Genomic DNA, 20,245 nt, shown 5'->3' on the forward strand with positions numbered 1-20,245 from the left:
CTGGCCGGTCTCCAGGTGGGCTTACCGGTCCCCCTGCCCCGCGCGCCGCAGCTCAAGGCGCAGGGCCCCGCCAGGGCCGGCAAGAACGTCCAGCGTCGCGTGAAGAAGGACGATCAGGCCGGTCATCTCCAGCGCTTCCTCGACCGTAGCCAGCAGGCTGTAGGCGACGTTGTCCCAGCCGTGGCTCCACCACAGGTTCGCCCCGATCATCTCGACGCCCAGGGCGCCGCCGACAAACAGCGCACCGGCAAGAACAAAAAGCACCGCATTGCGCCTTGGCAGGGCAAGCAGGAAGCGGCTGAACGCAAGACCGGCCAGAAGCACGGCCGCCATCCCGGGAACGACCCAGGCAAAGGCAAGAAAGCCGCTGGCATCCACCACCCCTTCCATGACCCTGTTGAGACCCTCGTGGACCTGCGCCGCCTCGTCATAGGCCAGGAACAGGAACATCAGCGCCAGAAGCAGCCAATGCCAGCGCCACCTGTCGCCGCCGCCGAATGCGAACAGGGCAACCGCCGACATCGCCACCATGTTCGCGACCAGAAGCGTGAAGTTGAGCAGGGTCGGCAGGTTGCGTTCCTCCTCGAACAGGAACAGTTCGGCCAGCCGGTGCAGCACCGCATTGTCGCTGAAGTAGGTCACGGCCGTTCCGCACAGGCTGAGCAAGAGCGCCAGCAGGAAGACGGCGCCAGCCACGGCATCGACCTGCGCGATCCGGATGCGTCTTGTCCTGCGGTCCGCGCCCTGCATCGCGGCCGCGGATTGCTCCATCATCAATGGCCTGTCCACATCGTCCCCCTTTGCCTGGCCCATCAACGGTGTCGCAAGGCCGGATTGTCGTCAATTCGTTACATTTCCTGACACCGAGGAAGACGACGACTATCGGTCTTGAAAAATGCCTTTTCCATCTAATTCTCTGAAAAACATAAAATTACCCTTGGGTATTTTCCGAATTGCACAAAACGTAATTTTCCAAGAGAGTTTTTTTTCTGCAGTGCAGATCGTCATTCCGATCTGCAGTAACTGTCTTAATTGGCAAAAAACCGCCGATGCCGGTGGCTAGATATTAAAAATGGCAATATCAATTTCTTTTCTTTCAGTCCGCTAAATCAATCCTCCGAAAATTTCACTGGAAGGTTGTTTTTTAAATAATTGAACAACCATAGGTAAATTGGTTAATTGCTCGCAAGTTAATGATTCCTTCCTCTTGATAAATGATGGGTTCCATGGTGATGGAAGATGTTAGCAATGTTGCCATACGTCCGAACCGCCAAGCCGCACCGGCTTCGGCAAAGGTCTATGGTTCCGGACATTCGCTGTATTCGCGCCACTTCAAGAGGATTTTGGACGGGGGATTGTCCCTGGCCGTGCTTCCGGTCGTGCTGCCGATCATCATTGTCCTGGCGGCGCTGATATTCATGGCGGATCGCCGCAACCCGTTCTTCTCGCACAGAAGGGTGGGCAGGAATGGCAAAATCTTCGGCTGTCTGAAACTGCGGACTATGGTTGCCAACGCCGAGACCATGCTGCCCCGGCTTCTGGATGGCTGTCCCGCCAAACAAGAGGAATGGGCCGAATCGCAGAAGCTGACCGACGATCCGCGGGTCACGAAACTGGGTGCCGTGCTGCGCAAGACCAGCCTGGACGAGCTTCCGCAGTTGCTGAATGTGCTGCGCGGCGACATGAGCCTGGTCGGCCCGCGCCCGATCGTCCCGGACGAGCTGCGCCGCTATGGCGGCGACGCCGCGACCTATCTGCGCCTGCGTCCCGGCGTCACCGGCATGTGGCAGACCACCGGGCGGAATGACGTGTCCTACGCCGAACGGGTCCGCATGGATGTGGAATACGAACAGAATGTCCAGTTGCGGACGGATATCCGCATCATGGCGATGACTGCGCTGGCCATGCTGAAGAAGACGGGCCGCTAGGCCCGCGACCTGCGGCCGGGCGCCCTACCCCGCGTCCTGCCGCGGCGGGGTCCGCCACAGCGCCAGGCCGACCCCCAGGGCGATCCAGCCCCCGAAGAAGCGGAAGCTGTCGATGCTGGCCCCCAGCATCAGCCAGCCGGTCAGCGTCATGGCCACCGCCAGATGCAGGCGGCCCGCATAGGTCGCGCCGGTCGCACGGGCCAGCGACCGCAGCAGCAAGGGCAGGATCATGGCCAGCCACAGCAGATAGCCCGCAAGGCCCGTCTCGGCCAGCAGGCGCACATGCAGCGAATAGGCGGGGGGCCAGGCGGGCTCGGCCGAGCTGGCATAGCCGCGCACCTCATAGCTACGCAGATCCTCGGCCCGGATGTGGTAAGGATAGTGGAAGCCGTATTGCCCCAGTCCCACGCCAAGCAGCGGGCGTTCCTCGAACATCGACAGTCCCGCGCGGATGGCCGCGATCCGGGTGACGTTCGACACGTTCTCGGTCACGCCGGGAGTCGGGTCGATCAGCCCGTCCATGCTGCCGTAGAGGACCAGGTTGCGGCCCTTTTCCATGACCGATGTCTGGATGCTGGGGATCATCATCATCGCCAGGGCAGCCAGCCCGGCGGCGGCCACGGCATGGACCATGACGTCCTTGCGGTGCCGGAAGAAGCCGGCCAGGAACAGCATGAACTGCACCGCGATCACCAGCATTCCGGTCCGCGACTGCAGAAGCATGACCAATGCCATGACGATCACGGCCACCAAGGCGACCCGGCGCCAGTCCCCCAGGGTGATGGCGAAGGGAAAGATGAAGGTCAGCATGACCGAGGCCCATGACGCCTCGAACGCGGTCATCCGCAGGCGGCCGGGATACGGGCCCCCGCTTTCGGCATGGACGACCGCGGACAGCGCCTGGTGGATCTGGCTCAGGCCCGGGAGGCCCAGCCACGAGCCGACCTCGAACAGGGCCATGCCGGTCATCACCATCAAGGCGATCCAGGCTCCACGAGAGATCGCGGGCAGCGCGCCGCGCGCCGCGAAGTTGAAGAACATCAGCGTCACCAGGGGACCCAGGGCGACGGCCATGGCCTGGGTGATGACCCGGCTCATCCCTGTCCGGTTCTTGTACCAAGCGGTCGAGATCTCGGGGAAGCTGACGGCGACGCCAAGGACGATCACCAGCAGGAAGGCGAGCGTCACCCAGAAGAAGACGCTGGGAACCATGAACTGCCCGGGCTGGCGCAGGAAATAGAGCATCGCCAGCGGCAGCACGTAGATGAAGCCGTCATTGGCCATCTCGCCCACCGGCAGAAGCGCCATCAGGTCGTTGAAGACCGTGGCGACGATCAGCACGACGATCAGCACGACGGGCCGGGCCGCAGCGACCGGCCTCCTGCCGAGGGCGGCAGTCACTATTTCCACGCCTTCTTCTTGACCGCCGTCAGCCAGCTGAACGGGATCGCCATGAACAGGGCGGTGCGCGCCAGCCCCGCCCAGGCGTGCGGATCGGCTACCGAGAAGTTGTCCTTCTGGACGCGGAGGCGCGACACCAGATTGCGCTTGCGCTTGGCCGCCGTGGTGCCGGTGTCGCTGACGATGTACTGGGTCAGGACCTCGGGGATGTTGGCAAGGTGCCAGCGCCGGCCCATGCGGACGAACAGGTCATAGTCCTCGGCGGTCTTGTAGCGGTCGGAATAAAGCCCGACCTCGCGCAGCGCGTCGGTCCGGATCATGATCGTCGGATGCAGCAGCGCCGGGACATAGCGCTGATAGCGCAGTATCCTGTCATGATCCTGCGGAAAGCGCAGCGTGAACAGGTAGTCGCCGTTGTCGTTCACGCAGCGCGCCCAGGTGCCCACCATGCCCACGTCGGGATGGGCGTCCAGGAACCGGACCTGCCGTTCGAACCGGCCGGGCAGGGGCAGGTCGCCGCAGTCCAGGCGGGCGACATGGCGGTATCCGCGCGCCAGGATGATCTCCAGCCCCGCGTTCAGGGCGTGTTCGATACCCCGGTTCCGGTCCAGCCGGTGCAGGGTGACATCGTGGTCCCCATGGCGCGGAGCGCAGTGGATGGGCTGGGGAGAGCCGTCGTCCACGACCACGATGTCGAAGGGATGGCTGTCGGCGGCCAGGACCTCCAGCGTCTCGGTCAGCCCGGCCTGATCCTTGAAGACCGGGATCAGCACGCACAGGTCCGGCAAGGATGCTGGCATCTCAGGCACTCCGGACGGGATGGCGGCGGCGCCAGGTGTCGCGCAGGATGGCAAGCGAGGCGCCGACCAGGAACCCGGCCATGAGCCCCAGCGCCAGGATCACCGGCTTGGCGTTGAAACCCGACGGACCCAGGGGCACAACGGCGGGGGCGATCAGTTGCACGGCCAGTTCGGGGGCGCCGATCCGGCTCTGGATCTGGCGGTGTTCCAGCAGCATCCGCTCGTAGACCGCCGCCGTCGCCTCGACCTCGCGTTCGGCCTCGCGCTGCTGGGCATAGACGCCTGCGCTGGCGGCGATGGCCTCGTCCTGCTTCTGCCCGGTCAGGGTCTCGAAGCGCATCGACAGAAGCCGTCCCCGCTCGCGCGTGGTCTGAGCGCGGCGTTCGGCCATTTCCAGGTTGTTGGTCAGCTCCTCGATCTCGCGTTCCAGGTTGGTCAGCATCTGCCGATAGACGTTCTGGCGCAGATCCGACCGCGACCGGAGATAGCCGTCGGCAACCGCGTTGGCCACGGCGGCCGACAGTTCGGGGCTTTTGGAATTGTAGCTGATCTGGACCACATAGGACCGGCCGCTGTTGTTGACCTCCAGGTTGCGCGACATGTGCCGGATCAGCATCGCGCGCTGCATCGCCTCGTCGTCGGCAACCTCGGGGGGGAACTCGACCGCTTCCGCCAGTTCGGCCTGCCTGTCGGGCGGCAGCGCGTCCAGGGCATGGCCCAGCGCGACGGGGGTGGCGATGGTCTCGACAATGGTCGCGGTGGCGGAATCCTCGGCGGTGGCCATGGTTTCCGGCTCGCCCAGAGAGATGAGGCCGGACCGGTCCGCGTCCGAGATGAGCTTGGCCGTCGCCGTATAGGTGACCGGCATGATCTTGGCCGTCACGAAGGCCCCGCCCCCGCCCAGGCAGGTCAGCAGGACGACCAGCCAGGGGCTGCGGCGGATCGCGTTGAACACGTCCCCCAGCGTGAAGGCCGTCGCGGGCCTTGCGGTCGTGATCTCGGACGGGATGTTGAAGCGCTTCATGGAACGGCCCTTTGCAGCATACGTCCCGCCGGTTGTTCCGAACGGCTGGATGATTCCGAAACGACCGTGGGCTTGTTGTCCACCAGGCCGAGGAAGCTGTCCGGCACCTCGACCTCGACCAGATCGCCGGGCTGCAGGTCGGTCCCTTCCGTGGCCGGGATCGGCACCTCCTGCCCGTCGGTCACACGATAAAGCGTCACGGTCACGGCATCGTCCCCGACCTGCCCAAGCTGGGCCAGTTGTGCCGTGACGCCCTTCATGCGGGCCTCCAGTTCCCCGATCCGCGCCAGGGTGGACTGGACCTCCGCTTCAAGGGTGGCCGTGCGGCGCGCGTCGTGGCGGGCGATCTCGTGCAACGCTTCCTCGCGCTGGCGGGTGACATCGGCGATATAGGCCTCGGTCTCGGCCAGGTTGCTGCGCAACTCGTTGAGGGTCCTGTATTCCTCGGACACGCGGGTCTGCGGGGTCAGCCCGCGGCTTTGCATGTCGGTATAGCGGGCCACCTCGGCGGCCTGCTGGTCAACCAGCGCCTTTTGATGCTGGCCCTGCTGGCCCAGCCGTTCGATCCGGTTGCCGATGATCTGCAGGTCGCGGTTCATATAGGCCTTCTGGGCGTCGCTTTCCGCGCGGGCCGCGTCCAGCAGGCTGTTGGCCAGGGCCAGGACGGCGGCCTGTTCGCCGCCCGCAAGGCCCGGAAGATCCTGGGGGTCGAGGTCGGACGCGTCGGTCAGTTCGGCCCGCGCCCGCGCCAGCGTGGCGTGCCCGTCAAGCAGTTCCGCCGCAAGCGCCTCCCGTTCGGCGCGCAATTCGATCGCCGCGCCCATCGACGGGCGCAGGGCCCCCAGCCCTCCCGCCAGGGCAATGGCGCGCCGCACGGTCATGCCGCTTTCGAAGGGAATGGCCCCAGGCTGGGCGACGTCGCCGCCGATCACCACGGGCCGGACCGCGACAAGCCCGACCGTGACCTGCGCATCCAGCATGATGTCCAGGCCGGCCAGCCGCTGCTGGATCAGGGATGCCACCTCGGGCGCGGTCTTTCCCGCCGCCGGAACCTGCCCCAGCGGAGGAAAGGCGATCTGGCCATCCACATCGACGACCACCTCCTGCGTCAGTTCGGGGACGCGGAAGATGAAGATCCTCAGCGTCTCGCCCGGGGCGATCCTGTGCTCGGCATGGGCGGGGGCGGCGATGAACAGGCACGCGGCAAGCAGCGGCCCCAGAAGCCGAAGGCTCCGCGTCGTGGCTTTGACCCAAGAAAGCATGTCAGCGCGTCTCCGCAATGGTGGTTTGGGGGTCCGGCCCCTGCCCGGCGCCGTCCCTTGCCCCGGCGCAGACGGCCTGCGCCCGGGCATCCAGGTCGTGCCACGTCCGCGAGGCCGCCTGCTGGACGGCATCGACATCCCCTGGAAGCTGGACGTTCTTGCGATAGCCTCCGCGCAGCCGTGCATAAAGCCGCGGCCCCGCCACCATGCTGAGCGCGCGCCGCGCGGTTTCCCGCGGGGACACGGGCGGCCCAAGGCTGCGGGCCAGGGCGATGAAGGCCTCGCGACGACGGCCGGAATCGGCCAGGCGCCAGACACGATCCTGCAGGTGATAGCCGCTTCTGGCAGCGGGCGACCAGTCCTTCGACTCGCGCCGGTACCAGGCATGGGACAGGTCGGCCGTCTCGCGTCCCGTGGTGATCCGGCCCGGGCGGATGCTTTCTTCCTTGATGACGCCCGGCTCGGGGTCGATGTGGAAGCCGATCCCGGCCCGGTCCATCCGCATCCCCAGGTCGGTGTCCTGGTTCACCCGCAGATCCTCGTTCCAGGGGCATTCGCGCACGATCTCGACCGGCAGGTTCAGCATGGATGTCTGGAACCGGCCCATGTCGCGATAGACATATTCCACCAGCGATCTGCCGGGGCGCCATGCCGGCTGGTGGGGCTTGCGGATCTCTCCGTTGACATGCAGCAGCGCGCCGCTGACCAGAACCGTCCGCGCAGTCCCCGGCGCGGCATAGAACCGGCGGACCCGGTCATGGCGCCCTGCCATCCAGACATCGTCCGAATCGAGAAAGCTGACATGGGTGCCGGTCCCCTCTCGGACGCCGCGATTGCGGGCCGCGCAGCCACCTTGGCGAACATCCTGCCGGAAGACGCGGACATCCATATCCCTCAACCGATCATATTCGGCGGAAAGGTCCGAATCCGAGCAATCATCGACGACGACAATTTCGATATCGGCACTGTCGTCACGGACTGACAGCGCGGCGCGGATTAGGGAATGCGCGCGATTTAGATTGGGAATTACAACGGTAAGTTGAAACTGCCTGGACATGTGAACGCGCACTCATGACTGGTTTGGCCACATAACTACCCCCTTAGCAGATTATTTCCAGATTGACATACCACCCATGGGCACGATGAATAGAATATGCCTGCAACATAATCATTCTCCGATCACAATCCGGTTTGTTGCCGGCGCCTTGGAACTGGTATTTGCGGTAAATGGTGGAATCGGTTGAAACAGGCGGAACTGGAATGGCGGAAAACTGCTCAGATGAGCCTGCGGTCGTGAATAGTCCGGAAAACGGGCCTGGCTTTGCGGCAAATGCGCGAAAAGGACCGCAATTTTCCATCATTATTCCCGCCTATAATCGAATCGACCAGATCGGACGGGCGATCGCCTCATGCCTCGCGCAGACCTGTCCCGATTTCGAGATCATTGTCGTGGATGACGGATCGCGCGACGGCACGCCCGACCTGGTCGAGGCCATGGAGGATGCGCGTATCCGCTGCATCCGCCAGGCCAATGCCGGGGCCTCGGCCGCCCGGAACGCCGGCGCGCGGGCAGCCCGCGGTTCTCATCTCGCGTTTCTGGATTCGGATGACGAGTTCCTCCCCTCCAAGCTTCAGCGGCTGAGCGTGGCGATCCGGGCCGACGGCCATGCGGATCGGACGGTCTGGTATTCACCGCTGTTCTTCGACCGGGGCCAGGGCAACCGCATGGTGAAGCCCGCGCGGGCCATCGCGCCCGGCGAACCTGTGGGCGACTACCTGTTCGCGGATGACGGGCTGATGCAGACCTCGACCCTGGTCGTCCCGCGCGCCTTGTTCATGCAGGTGTGCTTTGACACCAGCCTGCGTTGTCTGGAAGATCTGGACCTGTGCCTGCGGCTCGAGGAAGCGGGCGCGATCTTCCACATGCTGCCCGAGCCGGAGGTGGTCTGGTACGACGACCGCCCCAGCGGCCGCCTGAGCTATACCACCTCGCAGGGCGAGGTGCGCGACTGGGCGGCGCGGCAGTCCGGCCGTCTTACGCCACGCGCAAGGCAGGGCTACCTGGCCCGCTTCCTGGTGCCCCAGATCGCGCGGAAGCAGCCCCTCCGCTCTCTCTCGATCTTGGCTTCGGCCATCCGCCATGGCAGCCTCAAGCCGCAGCGGGCCGCCATGCTGCTGGCCCGGGGGGCGGCGCCCCAGGCCTATGGCCGGCTGCGCGATACCCTGACCCGATCCCGTCATGCCTGAAACCCCGCGCACCCCGCCCCTGCGCCGCGTGAGCCATGTCACGGAAGCCCCGCTTGGCGGGGTCGTGTCCTATCTGGACGAACTTCTGGGCGCGCAGTTGCGCAGCCTCCGGGATGTCCGGATCGACCTCATCACGCCGGAGATCAACCGCGACGCGCTGGCGGACCTGTCCGGGCCGCGCTTCACCCTGATCGCGCTGCGACATCGCCGCAGCCGGTCGCCCATGGCGCTGCTGTCCCTGGCGGTGCGGACGGTGCGGCATGTCCGCCGCACACGCCCCGACATCCTGCACATCCATTCCACCTTTGCGGGCGCGGCCGTCCGGGCGCTTGCGCCGCTTCTGCCCAGGGGAACGCGCGTGGTCTATTGCCCGCATGGCTGGGCCTTCTCGCGGCAAGGGTCGGGCAGGTCGCGGCGCGCCATCGCGGCGGTGGAGCGCTGGCTTGCCGGACGCAGCGACCGGATCGTCTGCATCTCGGACTACGAACGGCGCGAGGCGAAGGCCTTCGGCATTCCCGCGGACCGGCTGGTCGTGGTCGAAAACGGCATCAGCCCCCGAGCGTCGGCCAACGACACCGATCCCGCTCGCGACCCTCAGGCCACCGACCCGCGCCGCCGGAATCGCCGCAGGCTAATCGCCTTCGCCGGGCGCTTCGACCGCCAGAAGGGATTCGACACCTACCTGGAGGTGATGCGCCAGCTCAAGGACGAGGCCGACGGCATCGCCATCGGCAGCAGCATCACCTCGAACGAGGCGCTGCCGGACTGCCCGGACAACGTCCGGATTCTGGGGTGGCAGGATCGGGCGGCGGTGTTCGACCTGTATCGCCGGGCCGATCTTCTGCTGGTTCCCTCGCGGTGGGAGGGGTTCGGCCTTGTCGCTGCCGAAGCCATGCAGGCCGGGCTGGCGGTTTTCGCAAGCCGGGTGGGTGGATTGCAGGACATCGTCGTGGACGGCGAGACCGGCCGGCTGTTCCAGCCGGACGATGCCGCGGGGATCGTGGCGCTGATCCGCGCCGCGTCCGGCGACGACCTTGTGCGGTTCGGGGAAAACGGCCGCCGCCGCTATCTGGCGCGCTACACGGCCCAGCGGATGTCGGACGACATGACGGCGCTTTACGACAGGCTGCTGACAGAAAACGCCGGACGCTGAAGCGCCCGGCGTTGTCGCGTCATGGCTGCGGATCAGAACACGAAGTTGGACGCATCCAGCTGATGCACGCCGTTCAGCACGATGCTGATCTCGAAGTCCTTGTCGCCGTCCAGATCGGCCTGCACATAGGTCTTGTTGTGCCCGCGGTCGGCATAGACGCCCAGGTCGCCCGCGCCGCTCAGCCATTTCGAGCCGATCAGCTTGAAGTCCTGGTGACCCGACCGCCCGGTATTGGCGTCGATGGCGCTCAGGTCGATCGTGTCGTCGGCCGCCCAGTCGCCGATGTTATCCCACAGGCCAGCCTTGGCGAAGACAAAGGTGTCCTCGCCCCCGCCGCCGCGCAGGGTGTCCTGGCCGCCGCTGCTGTGGATCACGTCGTTGCTGGAGGTGCCCTGGAGCACGTCGTTGCCGCTGGTGTCGTGGATGGTCTTCCCGGTCACGGGATTGCCCGACGTGCCGGTGCCCGTGCCGTTGCTGGAGCCGGAGCCGGAGCCCGTTCCCGTCCCGGAACCCGAGCCCGTGCCCGTGCCCTTGTTGTCCAGGTTGGCCAGTTCCTTGAACGCCCAGTAGGCGTCACGTTGGTTGCCGTTTCCGTCCCGCAGGCCGAAGCCGGGCTCGAAGCTGGAATCCTGGTACGAGAACCACATGATCGGCCCCGCCCAGTCGTGATCCTGGGCCAGATCGACGGCCTCGCGCAGCATTGCCGCCGCTTCGCTTTGGCTGACGGTCACGCCGCCGCCGATCGTCTTGGCGCCGAACTCGGTCATCCAGATCTGCTTGTTGCCGTCGCCGTTGTCCAGCATGGCCTGGCGGATGCCGTCTTCCATGATCTGCCAGCCGTTCCAGGCCGCGCTGTTGCTGGGCATCAGCGGGAAGCTGTAGGGATGATAACCGACGGCATCGAAATAGCCCTTGGCGCCCGCTTCGTACATCTCCTCCAGGTAGTCGACCGCGCCCCACATGCCGTTCCCGGTCGAGGGAACAGCCGCGGTCCCGCCGGTGATGACCACGTCGTCGCTGTCCACCGCCTTGATCGCGTTATAGGCCTGCTTCAGCACCTGGGTATAATCCTGGGGCGAGATCCCGGCCTTGTTCTGCTCGTTCAGGATTTCCCAGTGGTCCACCACGTTGTCGTAGCGGGCAGCGGCTTCGCCGGCAAAGCGCCCCAAGGCCTGCTGGTCCGACCAGGAGGACAGGTTGTCGTCCACCCAGTTCGGCGTGTTGTTCAGGACAGCGGTGATCTTGATGCCCTTGGCCTCGATCGCATTGAACACGCGGTCGACCAGGGTCCAGTCGAAGCCGCCATTGGCGTTCGGTTGCACGAGGCTCCAGTGAATGTCGAGGCGGACCCAGTCCACCCCCATCTCGACATAATCCTGCAGTTCCCGTTCCATCTCTGCGGTCGAATTGCCCAGCAGTTCCCCGAACGGAGTGGCGATGCCCAACTGTCCCGGCGTTACCTTGGCTGCCATTTATGCAGTTCCTCATTTGGCTTTTTGGTCGGCGGAGGGGGTACGCGATCAACCAGCGCGTGTCAGCACCGGTAAAATCGACCTCGGCAGCATCTTGCCCATGCCGTCGGCAAGGCCATGCTCAATGGCTTCTGCCCCGAAAAGGGCGAGGGAATCCGGCCCCCGGTCAGGCGGACAGGATATTTCCGTATCGCCTTGATTACTATACTTCGAGTTGTGGTCACTTCGGATTTCCACTTTGAAGCCATGGCTGCTTGTACCAGCCATGCCTTACGAAATCGTTATCGCACGCCGGTCGTACCGAGGGGCTTCGCGTTTCTTGCTGATCCACGATCCGGCGTTTTTGGGGCAACCGCGAAGCTGTCCGGGCTCCGATTCCTTGATTTTCGAAGCGCGAAAGCCCGCCCGCCCGAAAGCAGAAGGCCGCGGACACGCCGCGGCCCTCCGTAAAATTCACGCCGTCGCTTACGAGACCAGTACGCGCCCATTCTGCAGGTGGCGCATGACAAGCTTGCGCGCCTTCCGGCCCGACGGGATCATGCGCGCGGGAACCGGCTCGTAGTCCAGTTCGGCAAGATCCGGGAACAGGTCCAGAATCTCTCGCCGGGCGGCGTGGCCGACCGACTTGAGGGCTTCCGGCCCGGTGAACAGGCTTTCGGTTTCCGCCCCGTTCGACAGGACGACCTGGTGGTCGTCGAACATGAAGTGGAAGTATTCGACCTCCGCAAGGTCCTCTGCAATGTCGATGCCGTCCAGGTTCAGAAGCTGCTTGGCTGCCACCAGGATCTCGTCCGCCCCGAACATCTTCACCGCGACCTTCGAGCGCACCAGAACGCGGTGCTGGGGCGACACGATCAGGTCGGCCGAGGGGCTGTTCGCCCCCAGGGCACCTGCCCTGATGCGGATCGGCTGAAGGCCGTTGTCCCGCGTCACGACCATGTCGCCCACCCGCAGATCCTCGACCGCGACGCGGCCACGATCCGTCTCGATCAGGGTGCCGCGACCGAAGCAAAGCACCTGCGAGGGGGGAATCGTCTTCGGCACGGTGGTGTCGGTCTGGACCGTCAGCGCCGCGGTGTTGACGAGCCCGTTGACGGCCGGCGTCAAAAGGCCGCCGGCGCCTGCCAGCAAGGGGCTTGCGCCCGTGATCGCGGCGACAATGCCTGAGATCGGCGCCGTCACCGTCAGCGGCGCGCCACTCAGCAGCTGGATCGTCGCCGTGACCTCGATGTTCTGCTGGTCGAACGGCGTGTCCGTCACCATGTAGGTCGTCGTGGTCGGGGGGCTACCCGCGGTCGTCGAAAAGATGTCGACCGTGCGCGGCAGCACGTCCAGCGTGATCTGGGCGACAAAGGGGACGTCCACGCCGGCGGACACCGCGTCGATTTCGGCGGTTCCGCGATAGGTCGCGTCCGCAAGGACGTCGGTGCCCGCGGGATCATCCTGCGACAGGTTCGTGGTGTCGCCCGGCTGGAGGGTGTTGTCCGGGGTGGGTTGCTCGTATCCGTCGAATTCGGTCGAGGGTCCAAAGAAGTTTACCAGACGAGCGCTGGGAACGGCGACAATACTGCCGTCGACGCCGACGTTAAGAACATTGGGGGGAAGCTGAGTGACATAGGGCATGTGTGTACCAGATGGCAGACCGGGATCGTTGATCCGGTCGATTGTTGACAAGAAGACCGCGAATCTTCTGATGGCACTTCGATCGGCAAAATCGCCCATCTGCGTTAACCATGTCGCAACCTCAGGTTTAAATCAAACCGATTCTACGGACTTCCTACATTTCAGGATTGTGCCATGCAGGCAGATCGAGCCTTGCAGCCCCTGCTCGTCATCCCCTGCCGGTCCCTGGCAAGGCGCGAAGCGCCCCCGCTGGTGGAACCAGGCCGTCGACGGCCGCTGGAGGTCGGCGCCCGTTCGCGGATCGTCTGCGGAATGCCTCGTCCACGATGCGCCGTCGGCAGGGTCTTCCTGTCCGACAGCCCCTGCCCGGACCTGACGCCTGGAGATCTGCGGCCCGCGCGGTCCGATGTTTCCGTCCCGGCCCGCACCCTGGCACAGCGGCCCGCACGCCTCTCGGCGGTCGCTGTCAGGAACCGCCCGCCCAGGGCCGTCGCGCAACCCGGCCCGTCAGGATTCCCCTAGGCCGATCTGGCGGCCCGCGCGCATCGTCCCGGAAGCTCGGAGAATCGGAGCCTCAGGCGGATCTTGATAACTGTTATCAAAACTGCCATCTTGTGGCCATGACCATGGAGGGTGACATGCTCAGCGCAGATCTTGGTGCGCAGCTGGAAGGCTATGTGGCGAAGCTGGTCGAGAGCGGCCGATACAACTCGAAAAGCGAGGTCATGCGCGAGGGCATCCGCCTGATCCAGGAGCGGGAAACCCGGCTGGCCGTTCTGGACCAGGCCCTGGCCCGCGGGATGGCCGACGCCGAGGCGGGCCGGACGCGACCCGCCCCCGAGGTTTTCGAGCGACTGCGGGCAAGATACGAGGGCAAGGCGCGCGGCGCGGAATGATCGTCGAGATCACCGCCGCCGCCGAAGCGGATCTTGAGGCCATCGGCGACTATATCGCCCGCGACAACCCTGCCCGCGCCGCGACCTTCATACAAGAACTCCATCACTGCTGCATGGAACTGGCAGAGATGCCGACGGCATGGCCCACGGTTCCGCGCTACAAGCGGCTTGGCATTCGCCGCCGGGTGCATGGGCGCTACCTGATCTTTTATCAGGCAGATCCCGGACGGGTCACGGTCCTGCATGTCCTCAACGGCGCCATGGACGTCGACGCGGTCCTTTTTCCGGACGGCTGAGCCGAATCGGGCGACCTGACCAACAGCCATGCCGGCACGGGGGATCACCCTGCCCGCTCGTCCCGGACAAGGGCGGCCGGGCTGCCCGCCAGCCGGAAAAGCTCGGCCCCCAGGCCCGAGGCCTCGGCCGCGTCATGCGTGATCAGGACAAGCCCCGCGCCGCTGCGATCCAGAAGCCGCGCGGTCAGGTCCATCATCCTGCCCGCCGTTTCGCGGTCGAGGCTGGCGAATGGTTCGTCCATCAGCAGGATGTCCGGCCGCGCGGCGAAGGCCCGGGCCAACGACAGGCGCCGCTGCTGGCCCAGCGACAGTTGGCGGGGAAACTTGTCCTCCTGCCCCGCCAGGCCGACCTCGGCCATGAGACGGCGGGCTTCGGCCTCGGTGCAGCCCGTGGGCAGGGTGATGTTGGCCACCGCGCGCTGCCAGGGCAGAAGGACCGGCTCCTGAAAGACCACCGCCACCTTTTCCCGGCTTTCCAGGCGTCCCCCGAAATCCCGGTCCAGGCCGGCCAGAATGCGCAGCAGCGTGGATTTTCCGATTCCCGACGGGCCCAGGACGGCCATCCGCTGCCCGCGTTCGACCGTCAGGTGCAGCGGACCCAGGACGGGGCGCCCGGCAAAGGACTTGCCGGTCAGTTCAAGCCTCATCGCGGCGCCAGCGGTTCGCACCGGCCTCCCACGGTCGCAGGACCAGCAGGTCGATGGCCAGCATCACCGCGACAAAGGCCAGCGCCCAGGCAAGGACACCCGCCACGTCGAAGCTGGAAAACAGCAGGTGGATCTTGAAGCCCACCCCGTTCGAGCGGCCCAGGAACTCGACCACCAGCACGATCTTCCAGATCAGCGACAGCCCCGCGCGGGCCGCTGCCGCGACATGCGGGGCAAGCTGCGGCAGGACGACATGGCGCAGCCGCGACCATGCGCCCATGCGAAAGACCCGCGCCATGTCGTCCAGGTCCGGCCGCAGCGCGCGGCTGCCTTCGCGCAGCATGACGGCGGTGACGGGGATCTTGTTCAGCGCCACGGCGGTCACGGCCGCGACTTCGTTCAGCCCGATCCAGATATAGGCCAGCACGATCACCACAAGGGCGGGCATGTTCAGTCCGATCACCAGAACGGGGTTCAACCAGCGATCCGCCGCCCGCGCCCGGCCCATCCACAGGCCAAGCGCCGTGCCCAGCGCCATGGCGATCGCGAAGCTGGCAAGCACCCGCAGCAGCGTCGCGCCTGCGTGAAGCCACAGTTCGCCCGATGCCGCCAGCCCGGCGATCCGTTCCGTGACTTCCCATGGCGAGGGCATGGTGCGCGGATCGCCCGCCCATGCGGCAACCGCCCACCATGCCGCCAGAAGCAGCAGGACCGACAGCACCCCCGGAGCCGGTCCGGGACGGTTATGCAGGCCCTTTCTACTCACCTTGCCAGAACAGCCCGTCCGGCAGTTCGGTCAACCCGCCGGTCAGTTCCTCGCCGCCCAGTTCGGCCAGCAAAGAGAACAGCGCCTGCGCGTCCTCGGGGTCGACCGGGCCCTCGGGGGGGATGCCGGCCCGCCAGCCATCGCGCAAGGCGATGAATTCGGCATCGCTGCCCGCGTTCATCACCGGGCGCAGGTCCTGCCAGGCCCCCTCGTCGGCGGAGAGCAGGTCCTTGGCCTGCCGCGAGGCGCGGGCCAGCCCCCGGGCCAGTGCGGGGTTGCGGGCGATCCAGTCGTCGCGCAGGACATATCCCAGCAGGGGCGTGCCGGGATCAAGGCCCAAGCCCTGGGCCGCATCAGCCACGCCGACGATCTGGCGCATTCCGCCGGCCTGCATCACCGCCAGGAAATGCCAGAAGTTGACCGCGCCCTCGACCTCGCCCGTCTCGGCCGCGTGCTGGATCATGGGTGGCGCGCCAAAGACCTGCTGCGTGACATCCGCCAGATCCCGGCCCGTTTCCTTCCGGTGCCAGGCGCGCAGGATCAGCCAGCTCTTGTCCAGGGGACCGCCCGCGATGCCGATGCGCTTTCCTTCCAGATCCGCCAGCGACCCGACGGGGCTGTCCTGCGTGACCACCAGCCCGCCCACGGCGGTCGAATAGGGCCAGAAGGTGAAGGCGGCGCCATTCGCACGCTGCACCGCCACCCAGATCCAGTCCGAGACGATCGCATCCACCTGCCCGCCATGCATCGCGACCTGGGTGGCGGGATTGCCGGACAGCGCCAGGGTCTGCAGCTCGAAGCCGTTCTCGCGATCAAACCCGCGCTCGCGGATGGTCCGAAGCTCCCAGTTCACCGTTCCGTTTTCAAGAACGCCGACCGTCACATCCGGCAGATCCGCCGGCTGCTGCGCGCGGCCGGACCCGGTCGCGATCACGACGGACGCAAGAAGGCCCGCGCCAAGTGCAGACATCCGGCCCAGGACGCGCATGGTTTCCCCTTTGCCTTGTCGTGCGATCCAGCGTGGCACAGCTCATTCCTTGTCACAATCGACCAGAAGTCGCACCGCCCGATGACGCTGGCCCCCTACCCTGCCTCTATCCTGATCTGGCCGATACGGCCGTCCGCCCGCCGGACGGCCACCCGCAGCCTGTCGATCAGATGGGTGCGCAGATAGGCGGCATGAAACCGGCTGGGCGCGATCAGCACAAGGCATCCGTCCTCGACGCCTCCATCGGCAAGGCAGGCGAACCAGGCATCGAACAGGGCGCGGTCCTCGGAGGCAAGCTGCGCCCGCGCCGCGCTCCAGGCCCCCTCGGCCGCAGCCATGTCGGGGCGCCGGAACGGCACCACCGTCGTGTCGGCCGCGGGCTGCGGATCGGCGCCGGCCATCCGCGCGACATAGTCGGGCCCGATATTGGCCCAGCGCGGCCGGGTGTCCAGCAGGATGCGGTCCAGATCCAGCCCCAGCACCGACACCCTGCCCCGCGCGCCCTGGCGCTTGACCGTGATCCAGCCGCTGGCCCTCAGCCGGGCCATGTCGCGCTTGACGGTGCGTTCGTCCACGCACCACAGCCGTGCGATCTCGCGCTGCCCGACCGCCAGTTCGTTGCCCTGCCAGTTGTAGCGGGTGGTGATCAGCGCCATCAGGCGCAGCACCAGCCGCTGGTCCTGCGCGTCGCCAGCCAGCGCATGGGCCATCATCGCCGAAAGGATGTCATATTTCTTCGCCGCAGCCTCTCGGCCCACGGCCCTGATCCGTTGCATCCCTGTTGTCCGCCCCTTGCGCGTCTGCCCCTTGCGACGGTTTCCCGGTGAGGGAAGCGCTTCACGGAACGCTTTTCGCCATCGCTCTGCCATTTGCGTCCTGCCGCTCGATTCTGTCAAGAGATTCGCGGCGGTGCCCTGCCGACTGGGCCACGCATGATCAAGAAATCGGTATCATTGGTATAGGGGGATCTCCAGCGCGTCCCCCATTTGGGACGCATTGTCACCCATTGCCTTGCGCCCGTCCGGCAAACGTCCCCCAGTTGTTGCGTTTGCCCGACGGGCCTCGCCACGGATCGGGGCACCGATTCGCTGAACCGGCGCTGGCTTCTGCGATCCCACGCTTTAAGTAAACTTGCCTTTTGCCAAGAAGGCAAATTCGCCGTAAAAGGAATCCGAGCAGCAATTAGCGTCCTTACCGATAGGCCAAGATGTACACGCACCAAGACCTCGCCCGCCTCCAGGCGCAGTCCCTCAAGATGCAAGGCTGGATACGGCGCCAGACCTTCAGCCCCGACAACGAGAAGACCCTGCGCCGCTTTTCCAGCTGGGAGGTGTCGGAGCTGATCTTCCGCATGAACCAGTCCACCTTCCGGGGCAAGCTGGCGGCCGAGCCGAACCTTCCCCTCGGGGAAGTCGAGGAGGACGGCCGCCAGCGGTGGTTCTCGCTGGAGGAGATCAACGAGCTGCGCCGCCGCATCCGCGTCAGCAAGAAGTCCCTGATGCCGCCGCGCCCGGCCGATCGCCGCGCCTTCCGCGCGGCCATCGCCAACTTCAAGGGCGGCGCCGGCAAGTCCACCGTCGCGCTGCACTTCGCCCACGCCGCCGCCCTGGACGGCTATCGGGTGCTGGTGGTGGACTTCGATCCGCAGGCGACCTTGTCCCACTCCATGGGCCTCAACGACGTGGGCGAGGATCACACGGTCTGGGGCATCATGGCCCGCGACCTTGAACGCGAGACGGACCGCATGAACGCGGCCTCGGCAGGGGCTGAAAGCGGGACCGCCCTGCCCCAGCGCAAGCTGCCGGCCTCGATCCGCGACATGGGGCTGGGCTCGCTGAGACCCGCCGACTTCATCAAGCCGACGGCCTGGCCCACGATCGACATCGTGCCCAGCTGCGCCAACGCGGCCTTCGTGGAATTCGCCAGCGCCCAGTATCGCCACCTCAATCCGGAATGGACCTTCTTCGGCGCGGTGTCGCGGTTCTTGGACGCCCTGCCCGACGACGCCTATGACCTGATCCTGTTCGACTGTCCGCCCGCGATCGGCTATCAGTCGATGAACGCGGTCTTCGCCGCGGACATGCTGTATATCCCGTCAGGCCCGGGCTACTGGGAATACGACTCCACCACCAGCTTCATCGGTCAGTTGTCCGAGGCGCTGGAGGATCTGTCCCACGGCTTCGAGAACTTCCCCACGGGGAAGATCACCCTGCCGAAGGCCTTTGCCGACATCCGCTTCCTGATGACCCGCTTCGAGCCCGCGAACGAGCTGCATCAGGCCATGCTGGGCGCTTTCCGGCAGGTTTTCGGCGACCGCATGGCGCAGCACCCGATCGAGCTGACCCGCGCCGTCGAACAATCCGGGCGGTTCCTCAGTTCGATCTACGAGATCGACTATCGAGAGATGACGCGCGGCACCTGGCGCCGCGCCCGGGCGACCTTCGACCAGGCCTACGAGGAGTTCCGATCCCATGTGCTGGCGGCGTGGGACAAGCTGGAGGAAAAGGCATGAGCCGCAAACGCCGCATGTTCGACATCGAGGTTCCGGCCGACGATCCCGAAACCTTCCCGGCGGGGAAGGGTCCCGAAGGTCCGGTTCGCCGCGGACCGATGGCGACCGCCATAGCCGAAACCGTGGAATCCAGCCGGGATCGCGCCCGCCTGGAGGCCGAGATCCGGGCGGAAAACGACGCCTTGGCGCAAGAGCATGTGCGCATGAAGCGGGCGGGCCTGATCGTGGATTTGCTTCCGTTGGATGTGATCGACACGCACAAGCTGATCCGCGACCGCGCGCCCGCCGCCGATTTCGAACTGGCCGAGCTTGTCGCGTCGATCCGCGACATCGGGCTTTCCAATCCGATCCGGGTCGAGCCGGGCAGGGGCGGCCGCTACGAATTGATCCAGGGCTGGCGCCGCCTGAGCGCCTATCGCAAGCTGCTCGAGGAAACTGGCGATGCCGAGACCTGGGGCCGCATCCCTGCCGGCATCGTCGCGCGGGGTGATGCCCTGGAACAGCTGTACCGCCGCATGGTCGACGAAAACATGGTCCGCAAGGACATCTCGTTTGCCGAGATGGCCCAGCTTGCCCTGCATTACGCGATGGACCCCCAGACCGCGGAACACGATCCCGACCGTGCCGTGGCAATCCTGTTCAAGTCCGCCGGCTATCAGAAGCGAAGCTATATCCGCAATTTCATTCCCCTGGTGCAATCCCTGGGCGAAGTGCTGCTCTATCCGCAGGAAATCCCCCGTGCCCTGGGCCTGTGCCTGGCGCAGCGCCTTGGCGAGGTTCCCGGACTTGCCGCCTCGATCGCGGCGGAGCTCAAGGATTGGGACACCCGGTCCATCAAGGATGAACTGGACGTGCTGCGCCGATTTGCGGGGCAGGGGACAGATCCATCTGACGACATCCTGCCCGCCGCCGGTCCGACGCGCAGTCCGGCTCCTGCGGGCCGTGCCAAGACCACCTTCCAGATCTCGCGCCCCCAAGGCAACGCCAAGTGCATTGCCGCGAATGGCAGGCTCGAAATCCGCCTGCCGCGCGATTTTTCGGCCGTCGAAAGGCGCAAGCTTGAAGCCGCGGTCGCCTCCATGTTGGATCAGATCGGCTGATGGTTCCGTCTTTGGCCTGAGCGTCGGGCGCCTGTTCAGCGCCCGCTTGTCATTCCCATCTTTTCGGCCCGCACCAGCAGGGACCGGACGGACGACGGATACCACTTGGAGCTGCCGCGCGGGGTGCGTT

Annotated in this window: 20 protein-coding genes; 7 read left to right on the forward strand and 13 right to left on the reverse strand. The window is 65.9% G+C overall.

The genetic code is table 11. The features are described from left to right. Nucleotides 1-21: 21 nt before the first annotated feature. Nucleotides 22-774: a hypothetical protein gene (locus J0F76_RS12995; protein ID WP_207470053.1), complete on the reverse strand. Its 753-nt coding sequence runs from the start codon at nt 772-774 to the stop codon at nt 22-24. A gap of 458 nt (nt 775-1,232) precedes the next feature. Between J0F76_RS12995 and J0F76_RS13000 the strand changes: the two genes are divergently transcribed. Beyond that, a complete protein-coding gene (locus J0F76_RS13000) occupies nt 1,233-1,928 on the forward strand; it encodes a sugar transferase (RefSeq protein WP_207470055.1) in 696 nt (231 codons plus the stop codon). 24 nt (nt 1,929-1,952) lie between these two features. Here J0F76_RS13000 and J0F76_RS21250 read toward each other — a convergent pair whose 3' ends face one another. The 5 genes from J0F76_RS21250 to J0F76_RS13025 are packed head-to-tail and all read right to left on the reverse strand — an operon-like array spanning nt 1,953 to nt 7,472. After that, entirely contained in the window at nt 1,953-3,338 is a 1,386-nt protein-coding gene (locus J0F76_RS21250; protein WP_207470057.1) for an O-antigen ligase family protein, read from the reverse strand. Beyond that, nucleotides 3,329-4,129, reverse strand: coding sequence for a glycosyltransferase (locus J0F76_RS13010; RefSeq protein WP_207470059.1), 801 nt, complete (start codon nt 4,127-4,129; stop codon nt 3,329-3,331). The genes J0F76_RS21250 and J0F76_RS13010 overlap by 10 nt, the downstream gene beginning before the upstream one ends. Before the next feature lies 1 nt (nt 4,130). Then, nucleotides 4,131-5,153: a GumC domain-containing protein gene (locus J0F76_RS13015; RefSeq protein ID WP_207470061.1), complete on the reverse strand. Its 1,023-nt coding sequence runs from the start codon at nt 5,151-5,153 to the stop codon at nt 4,131-4,133. Then, nucleotides 5,150-6,415 (reverse strand): polysaccharide biosynthesis/export family protein, encoded by a 1,266-nt coding sequence (locus tag J0F76_RS13020; RefSeq protein WP_207470063.1) that lies wholly within the window; start codon nt 6,413-6,415, stop codon nt 5,150-5,152. The genes J0F76_RS13015 and J0F76_RS13020 overlap by 4 nt, the downstream gene beginning before the upstream one ends. A 1-nt stretch (nt 6,416) precedes the next feature. Next, the gene (locus tag J0F76_RS13025; RefSeq protein WP_207470064.1) at nt 6,417-7,472 is read right to left on the reverse strand and encodes a glycosyltransferase family 2 protein; all 1,056 of its coding nucleotides are present in this window, start codon (nt 7,470-7,472) and stop codon (nt 6,417-6,419) included. A gap of 203 nt (nt 7,473-7,675) precedes the next feature. On the opposite strand from J0F76_RS13025, the gene J0F76_RS13030 reads away from it, so the two are divergent. Then, nucleotides 7,676-8,662, forward strand: a complete 987-nt coding sequence (locus tag J0F76_RS13030; RefSeq protein ID WP_242690186.1) for a glycosyltransferase family 2 protein — start codon at nt 7,676-7,678, stop codon at nt 8,660-8,662. Beyond that, a complete protein-coding gene (locus J0F76_RS13035) occupies nt 8,655-9,815 on the forward strand; it encodes a glycosyltransferase family 4 protein (protein ID WP_207470066.1) in 1,161 nt (386 codons plus the stop codon). Before J0F76_RS13030 ends, J0F76_RS13035 begins: the two co-directional genes overlap by 8 nt. A gap of 32 nt (nt 9,816-9,847) precedes the next feature. Here the strand turns inward: J0F76_RS13035 and J0F76_RS13040 are convergent, their stop codons facing one another. From J0F76_RS13040 to J0F76_RS13050, 3 genes are all read right to left on the reverse strand, one after another. Then, nucleotides 9,848-11,287 (reverse strand): glycosyl hydrolase, encoded by a 1,440-nt coding sequence (locus tag J0F76_RS13040; protein WP_207470067.1) that lies wholly within the window; start codon nt 11,285-11,287, stop codon nt 9,848-9,850. A 48-nt stretch (nt 11,288-11,335) separates the two neighbouring features. After that, on the reverse strand, nt 11,336-11,554 hold the full coding sequence (locus tag J0F76_RS13045; RefSeq protein WP_207470068.1) for a hypothetical protein: 219 nt from the start codon (nt 11,552-11,554) through the stop codon (nt 11,336-11,338). A gap of 198 nt (nt 11,555-11,752) precedes the next feature. Continuing rightward, nucleotides 11,753-12,910 (reverse strand): Hint domain-containing protein, encoded by a 1,158-nt coding sequence (locus J0F76_RS13050; protein WP_242690187.1) that lies wholly within the window; start codon nt 12,908-12,910, stop codon nt 11,753-11,755. Nucleotides 12,911-13,548: 638 nt separating this feature from the next. On the opposite strand from J0F76_RS13050, the gene J0F76_RS13055 reads away from it, so the two are divergent. Both J0F76_RS13055 and J0F76_RS13060 read left to right on the forward strand, forming a co-directional pair. Further along, nucleotides 13,549-13,806: a type II toxin-antitoxin system ParD family antitoxin gene (locus J0F76_RS13055; RefSeq protein WP_242690188.1), complete on the forward strand. Its 258-nt coding sequence runs from the start codon at nt 13,549-13,551 to the stop codon at nt 13,804-13,806. Next, on the forward strand, nt 13,803-14,102 hold the full coding sequence (locus J0F76_RS13060; protein WP_207470073.1) for a type II toxin-antitoxin system RelE/ParE family toxin: 300 nt from the start codon (nt 13,803-13,805) through the stop codon (nt 14,100-14,102). The genes J0F76_RS13055 and J0F76_RS13060 overlap by 4 nt, the downstream gene beginning before the upstream one ends. Before the next feature lie 44 nt (nt 14,103-14,146). Here the strand turns inward: J0F76_RS13060 and J0F76_RS13065 are convergent, their stop codons facing one another. From J0F76_RS13065 to J0F76_RS13080, 4 genes are all read right to left on the reverse strand, one after another. Next, a complete protein-coding gene (locus J0F76_RS13065; protein WP_207470075.1) occupies nt 14,147-14,749 on the reverse strand; it encodes an ABC transporter ATP-binding protein in 603 nt (200 codons plus the stop codon). Beyond that, complete coding sequence (locus tag J0F76_RS13070) at nt 14,739-15,515, reverse strand: ABC transporter permease (RefSeq protein ID WP_341351592.1); 777 nt, start codon at nt 15,513-15,515, stop codon at nt 14,739-14,741. The genes J0F76_RS13065 and J0F76_RS13070 overlap by 11 nt, the downstream gene beginning before the upstream one ends. Then, nucleotides 15,508-16,503, reverse strand: coding sequence for an ABC transporter substrate-binding protein (locus J0F76_RS13075; protein ID WP_207470078.1), 996 nt, complete (start codon nt 16,501-16,503; stop codon nt 15,508-15,510). Before J0F76_RS13075 ends, J0F76_RS13070 begins: the two co-directional genes overlap by 8 nt. 95 nt (nt 16,504-16,598) lie before the next feature. Then, nucleotides 16,599-17,279 (reverse strand): DnaA N-terminal domain-containing protein, encoded by a 681-nt coding sequence (locus J0F76_RS13080; RefSeq protein ID WP_207470080.1) that lies wholly within the window; start codon nt 17,277-17,279, stop codon nt 16,599-16,601. 431 nt (nt 17,280-17,710) lie between these two features. Between J0F76_RS13080 and J0F76_RS13085 the strand changes: the two genes are divergently transcribed. Further along, nucleotides 17,711-19,015: an AAA family ATPase gene (locus J0F76_RS13085; RefSeq protein WP_207470083.1), complete on the forward strand. Its 1,305-nt coding sequence runs from the start codon at nt 17,711-17,713 to the stop codon at nt 19,013-19,015. Continuing rightward, entirely contained in the window at nt 19,012-20,115 is a 1,104-nt protein-coding gene (locus J0F76_RS13090) for a ParB/RepB/Spo0J family partition protein (protein ID WP_207470085.1), read from the forward strand. The genes J0F76_RS13085 and J0F76_RS13090 overlap by 4 nt, the downstream gene beginning before the upstream one ends. Nucleotides 20,116-20,245 lie beyond the last annotated feature (130 nt).

It is taken from the genome of Paracoccus fontiphilus (assembly GCF_017356265.1).
Lineage (GTDB): Bacteria > Pseudomonadota > Alphaproteobacteria > Rhodobacterales > Rhodobacteraceae > Paracoccus > Paracoccus fontiphilus.

What these genes read in the sequence shown, in the direction of transcription:
- J0F76_RS13045 (WP_207470068.1), bottom strand. Translation starts at nt 11,554, where the DNA reads ATGGCTGGTACAAGCAGCCATGGCTTCAAAGTGGAAATCCGAAGTGAC.
- J0F76_RS13085 (WP_207470083.1), top strand. Translation starts at nt 17,711, where the DNA reads ATGTACACGCACCAAGACCTCGCCCGCCTCCAGGCGCAGTCCCTCAAG.
- J0F76_RS13040 (WP_207470067.1), bottom strand. Translation starts at nt 11,287, where the DNA reads ATGGCAGCCAAGGTAACGCCGGGACAGTTGGGCATCGCCACTCCGTTC.
- J0F76_RS13030 (WP_242690186.1), top strand. Translation starts at nt 7,676, where the DNA reads ATGGCGGAAAACTGCTCAGATGAGCCTGCGGTCGTGAATAGTCCGGAA.
- J0F76_RS13075 (WP_207470078.1), bottom strand. Translation starts at nt 16,503, where the DNA reads ATGCGCGTCCTGGGCCGGATGTCTGCACTTGGCGCGGGCCTTCTTGCG.
- J0F76_RS13010 (WP_207470059.1), bottom strand. Translation starts at nt 4,129, where the DNA reads ATGCCAGCATCCTTGCCGGACCTGTGCGTGCTGATCCCGGTCTTCAAG.
- J0F76_RS13000 (WP_207470055.1), top strand. Translation starts at nt 1,233, where the DNA reads ATGGAAGATGTTAGCAATGTTGCCATACGTCCGAACCGCCAAGCCGCA.
- J0F76_RS13025 (WP_207470064.1), bottom strand. Translation starts at nt 7,472, where the DNA reads ATGTCCAGGCAGTTTCAACTTACCGTTGTAATTCCCAATCTAAATCGC.
- J0F76_RS13020 (WP_207470063.1), bottom strand. Translation starts at nt 6,415, where the DNA reads ATGCTTTCTTGGGTCAAAGCCACGACGCGGAGCCTTCGGCTTCTGGGG.
- J0F76_RS13080 (WP_207470080.1), bottom strand. Translation starts at nt 17,279, where the DNA reads ATGCAACGGATCAGGGCCGTGGGCCGAGAGGCTGCGGCGAAGAAATAT.
- J0F76_RS13050 (WP_242690187.1), bottom strand. Translation starts at nt 12,910, where the DNA reads ATGCCCTATGTCACTCAGCTTCCCCCCAATGTTCTTAACGTCGGCGTC.
- J0F76_RS13060 (WP_207470073.1), top strand. Translation starts at nt 13,803, where the DNA reads ATGATCGTCGAGATCACCGCCGCCGCCGAAGCGGATCTTGAGGCCATC.
- J0F76_RS13090 (WP_207470085.1), top strand. Translation starts at nt 19,012, where the DNA reads ATGAGCCGCAAACGCCGCATGTTCGACATCGAGGTTCCGGCCGACGAT.
- J0F76_RS13035 (WP_207470066.1), top strand. Translation starts at nt 8,655, where the DNA reads ATGCCTGAAACCCCGCGCACCCCGCCCCTGCGCCGCGTGAGCCATGTC.
- J0F76_RS13065 (WP_207470075.1), bottom strand. Translation starts at nt 14,749, where the DNA reads ATGAGGCTTGAACTGACCGGCAAGTCCTTTGCCGGGCGCCCCGTCCTG.
- J0F76_RS13055 (WP_242690188.1), top strand. Translation starts at nt 13,549, where the DNA reads ATGCTCAGCGCAGATCTTGGTGCGCAGCTGGAAGGCTATGTGGCGAAG.
- J0F76_RS13015 (WP_207470061.1), bottom strand. Translation starts at nt 5,153, where the DNA reads ATGAAGCGCTTCAACATCCCGTCCGAGATCACGACCGCAAGGCCCGCG.
- J0F76_RS12995 (WP_207470053.1), bottom strand. Translation starts at nt 774, where the DNA reads ATGATGGAGCAATCCGCGGCCGCGATGCAGGGCGCGGACCGCAGGACA.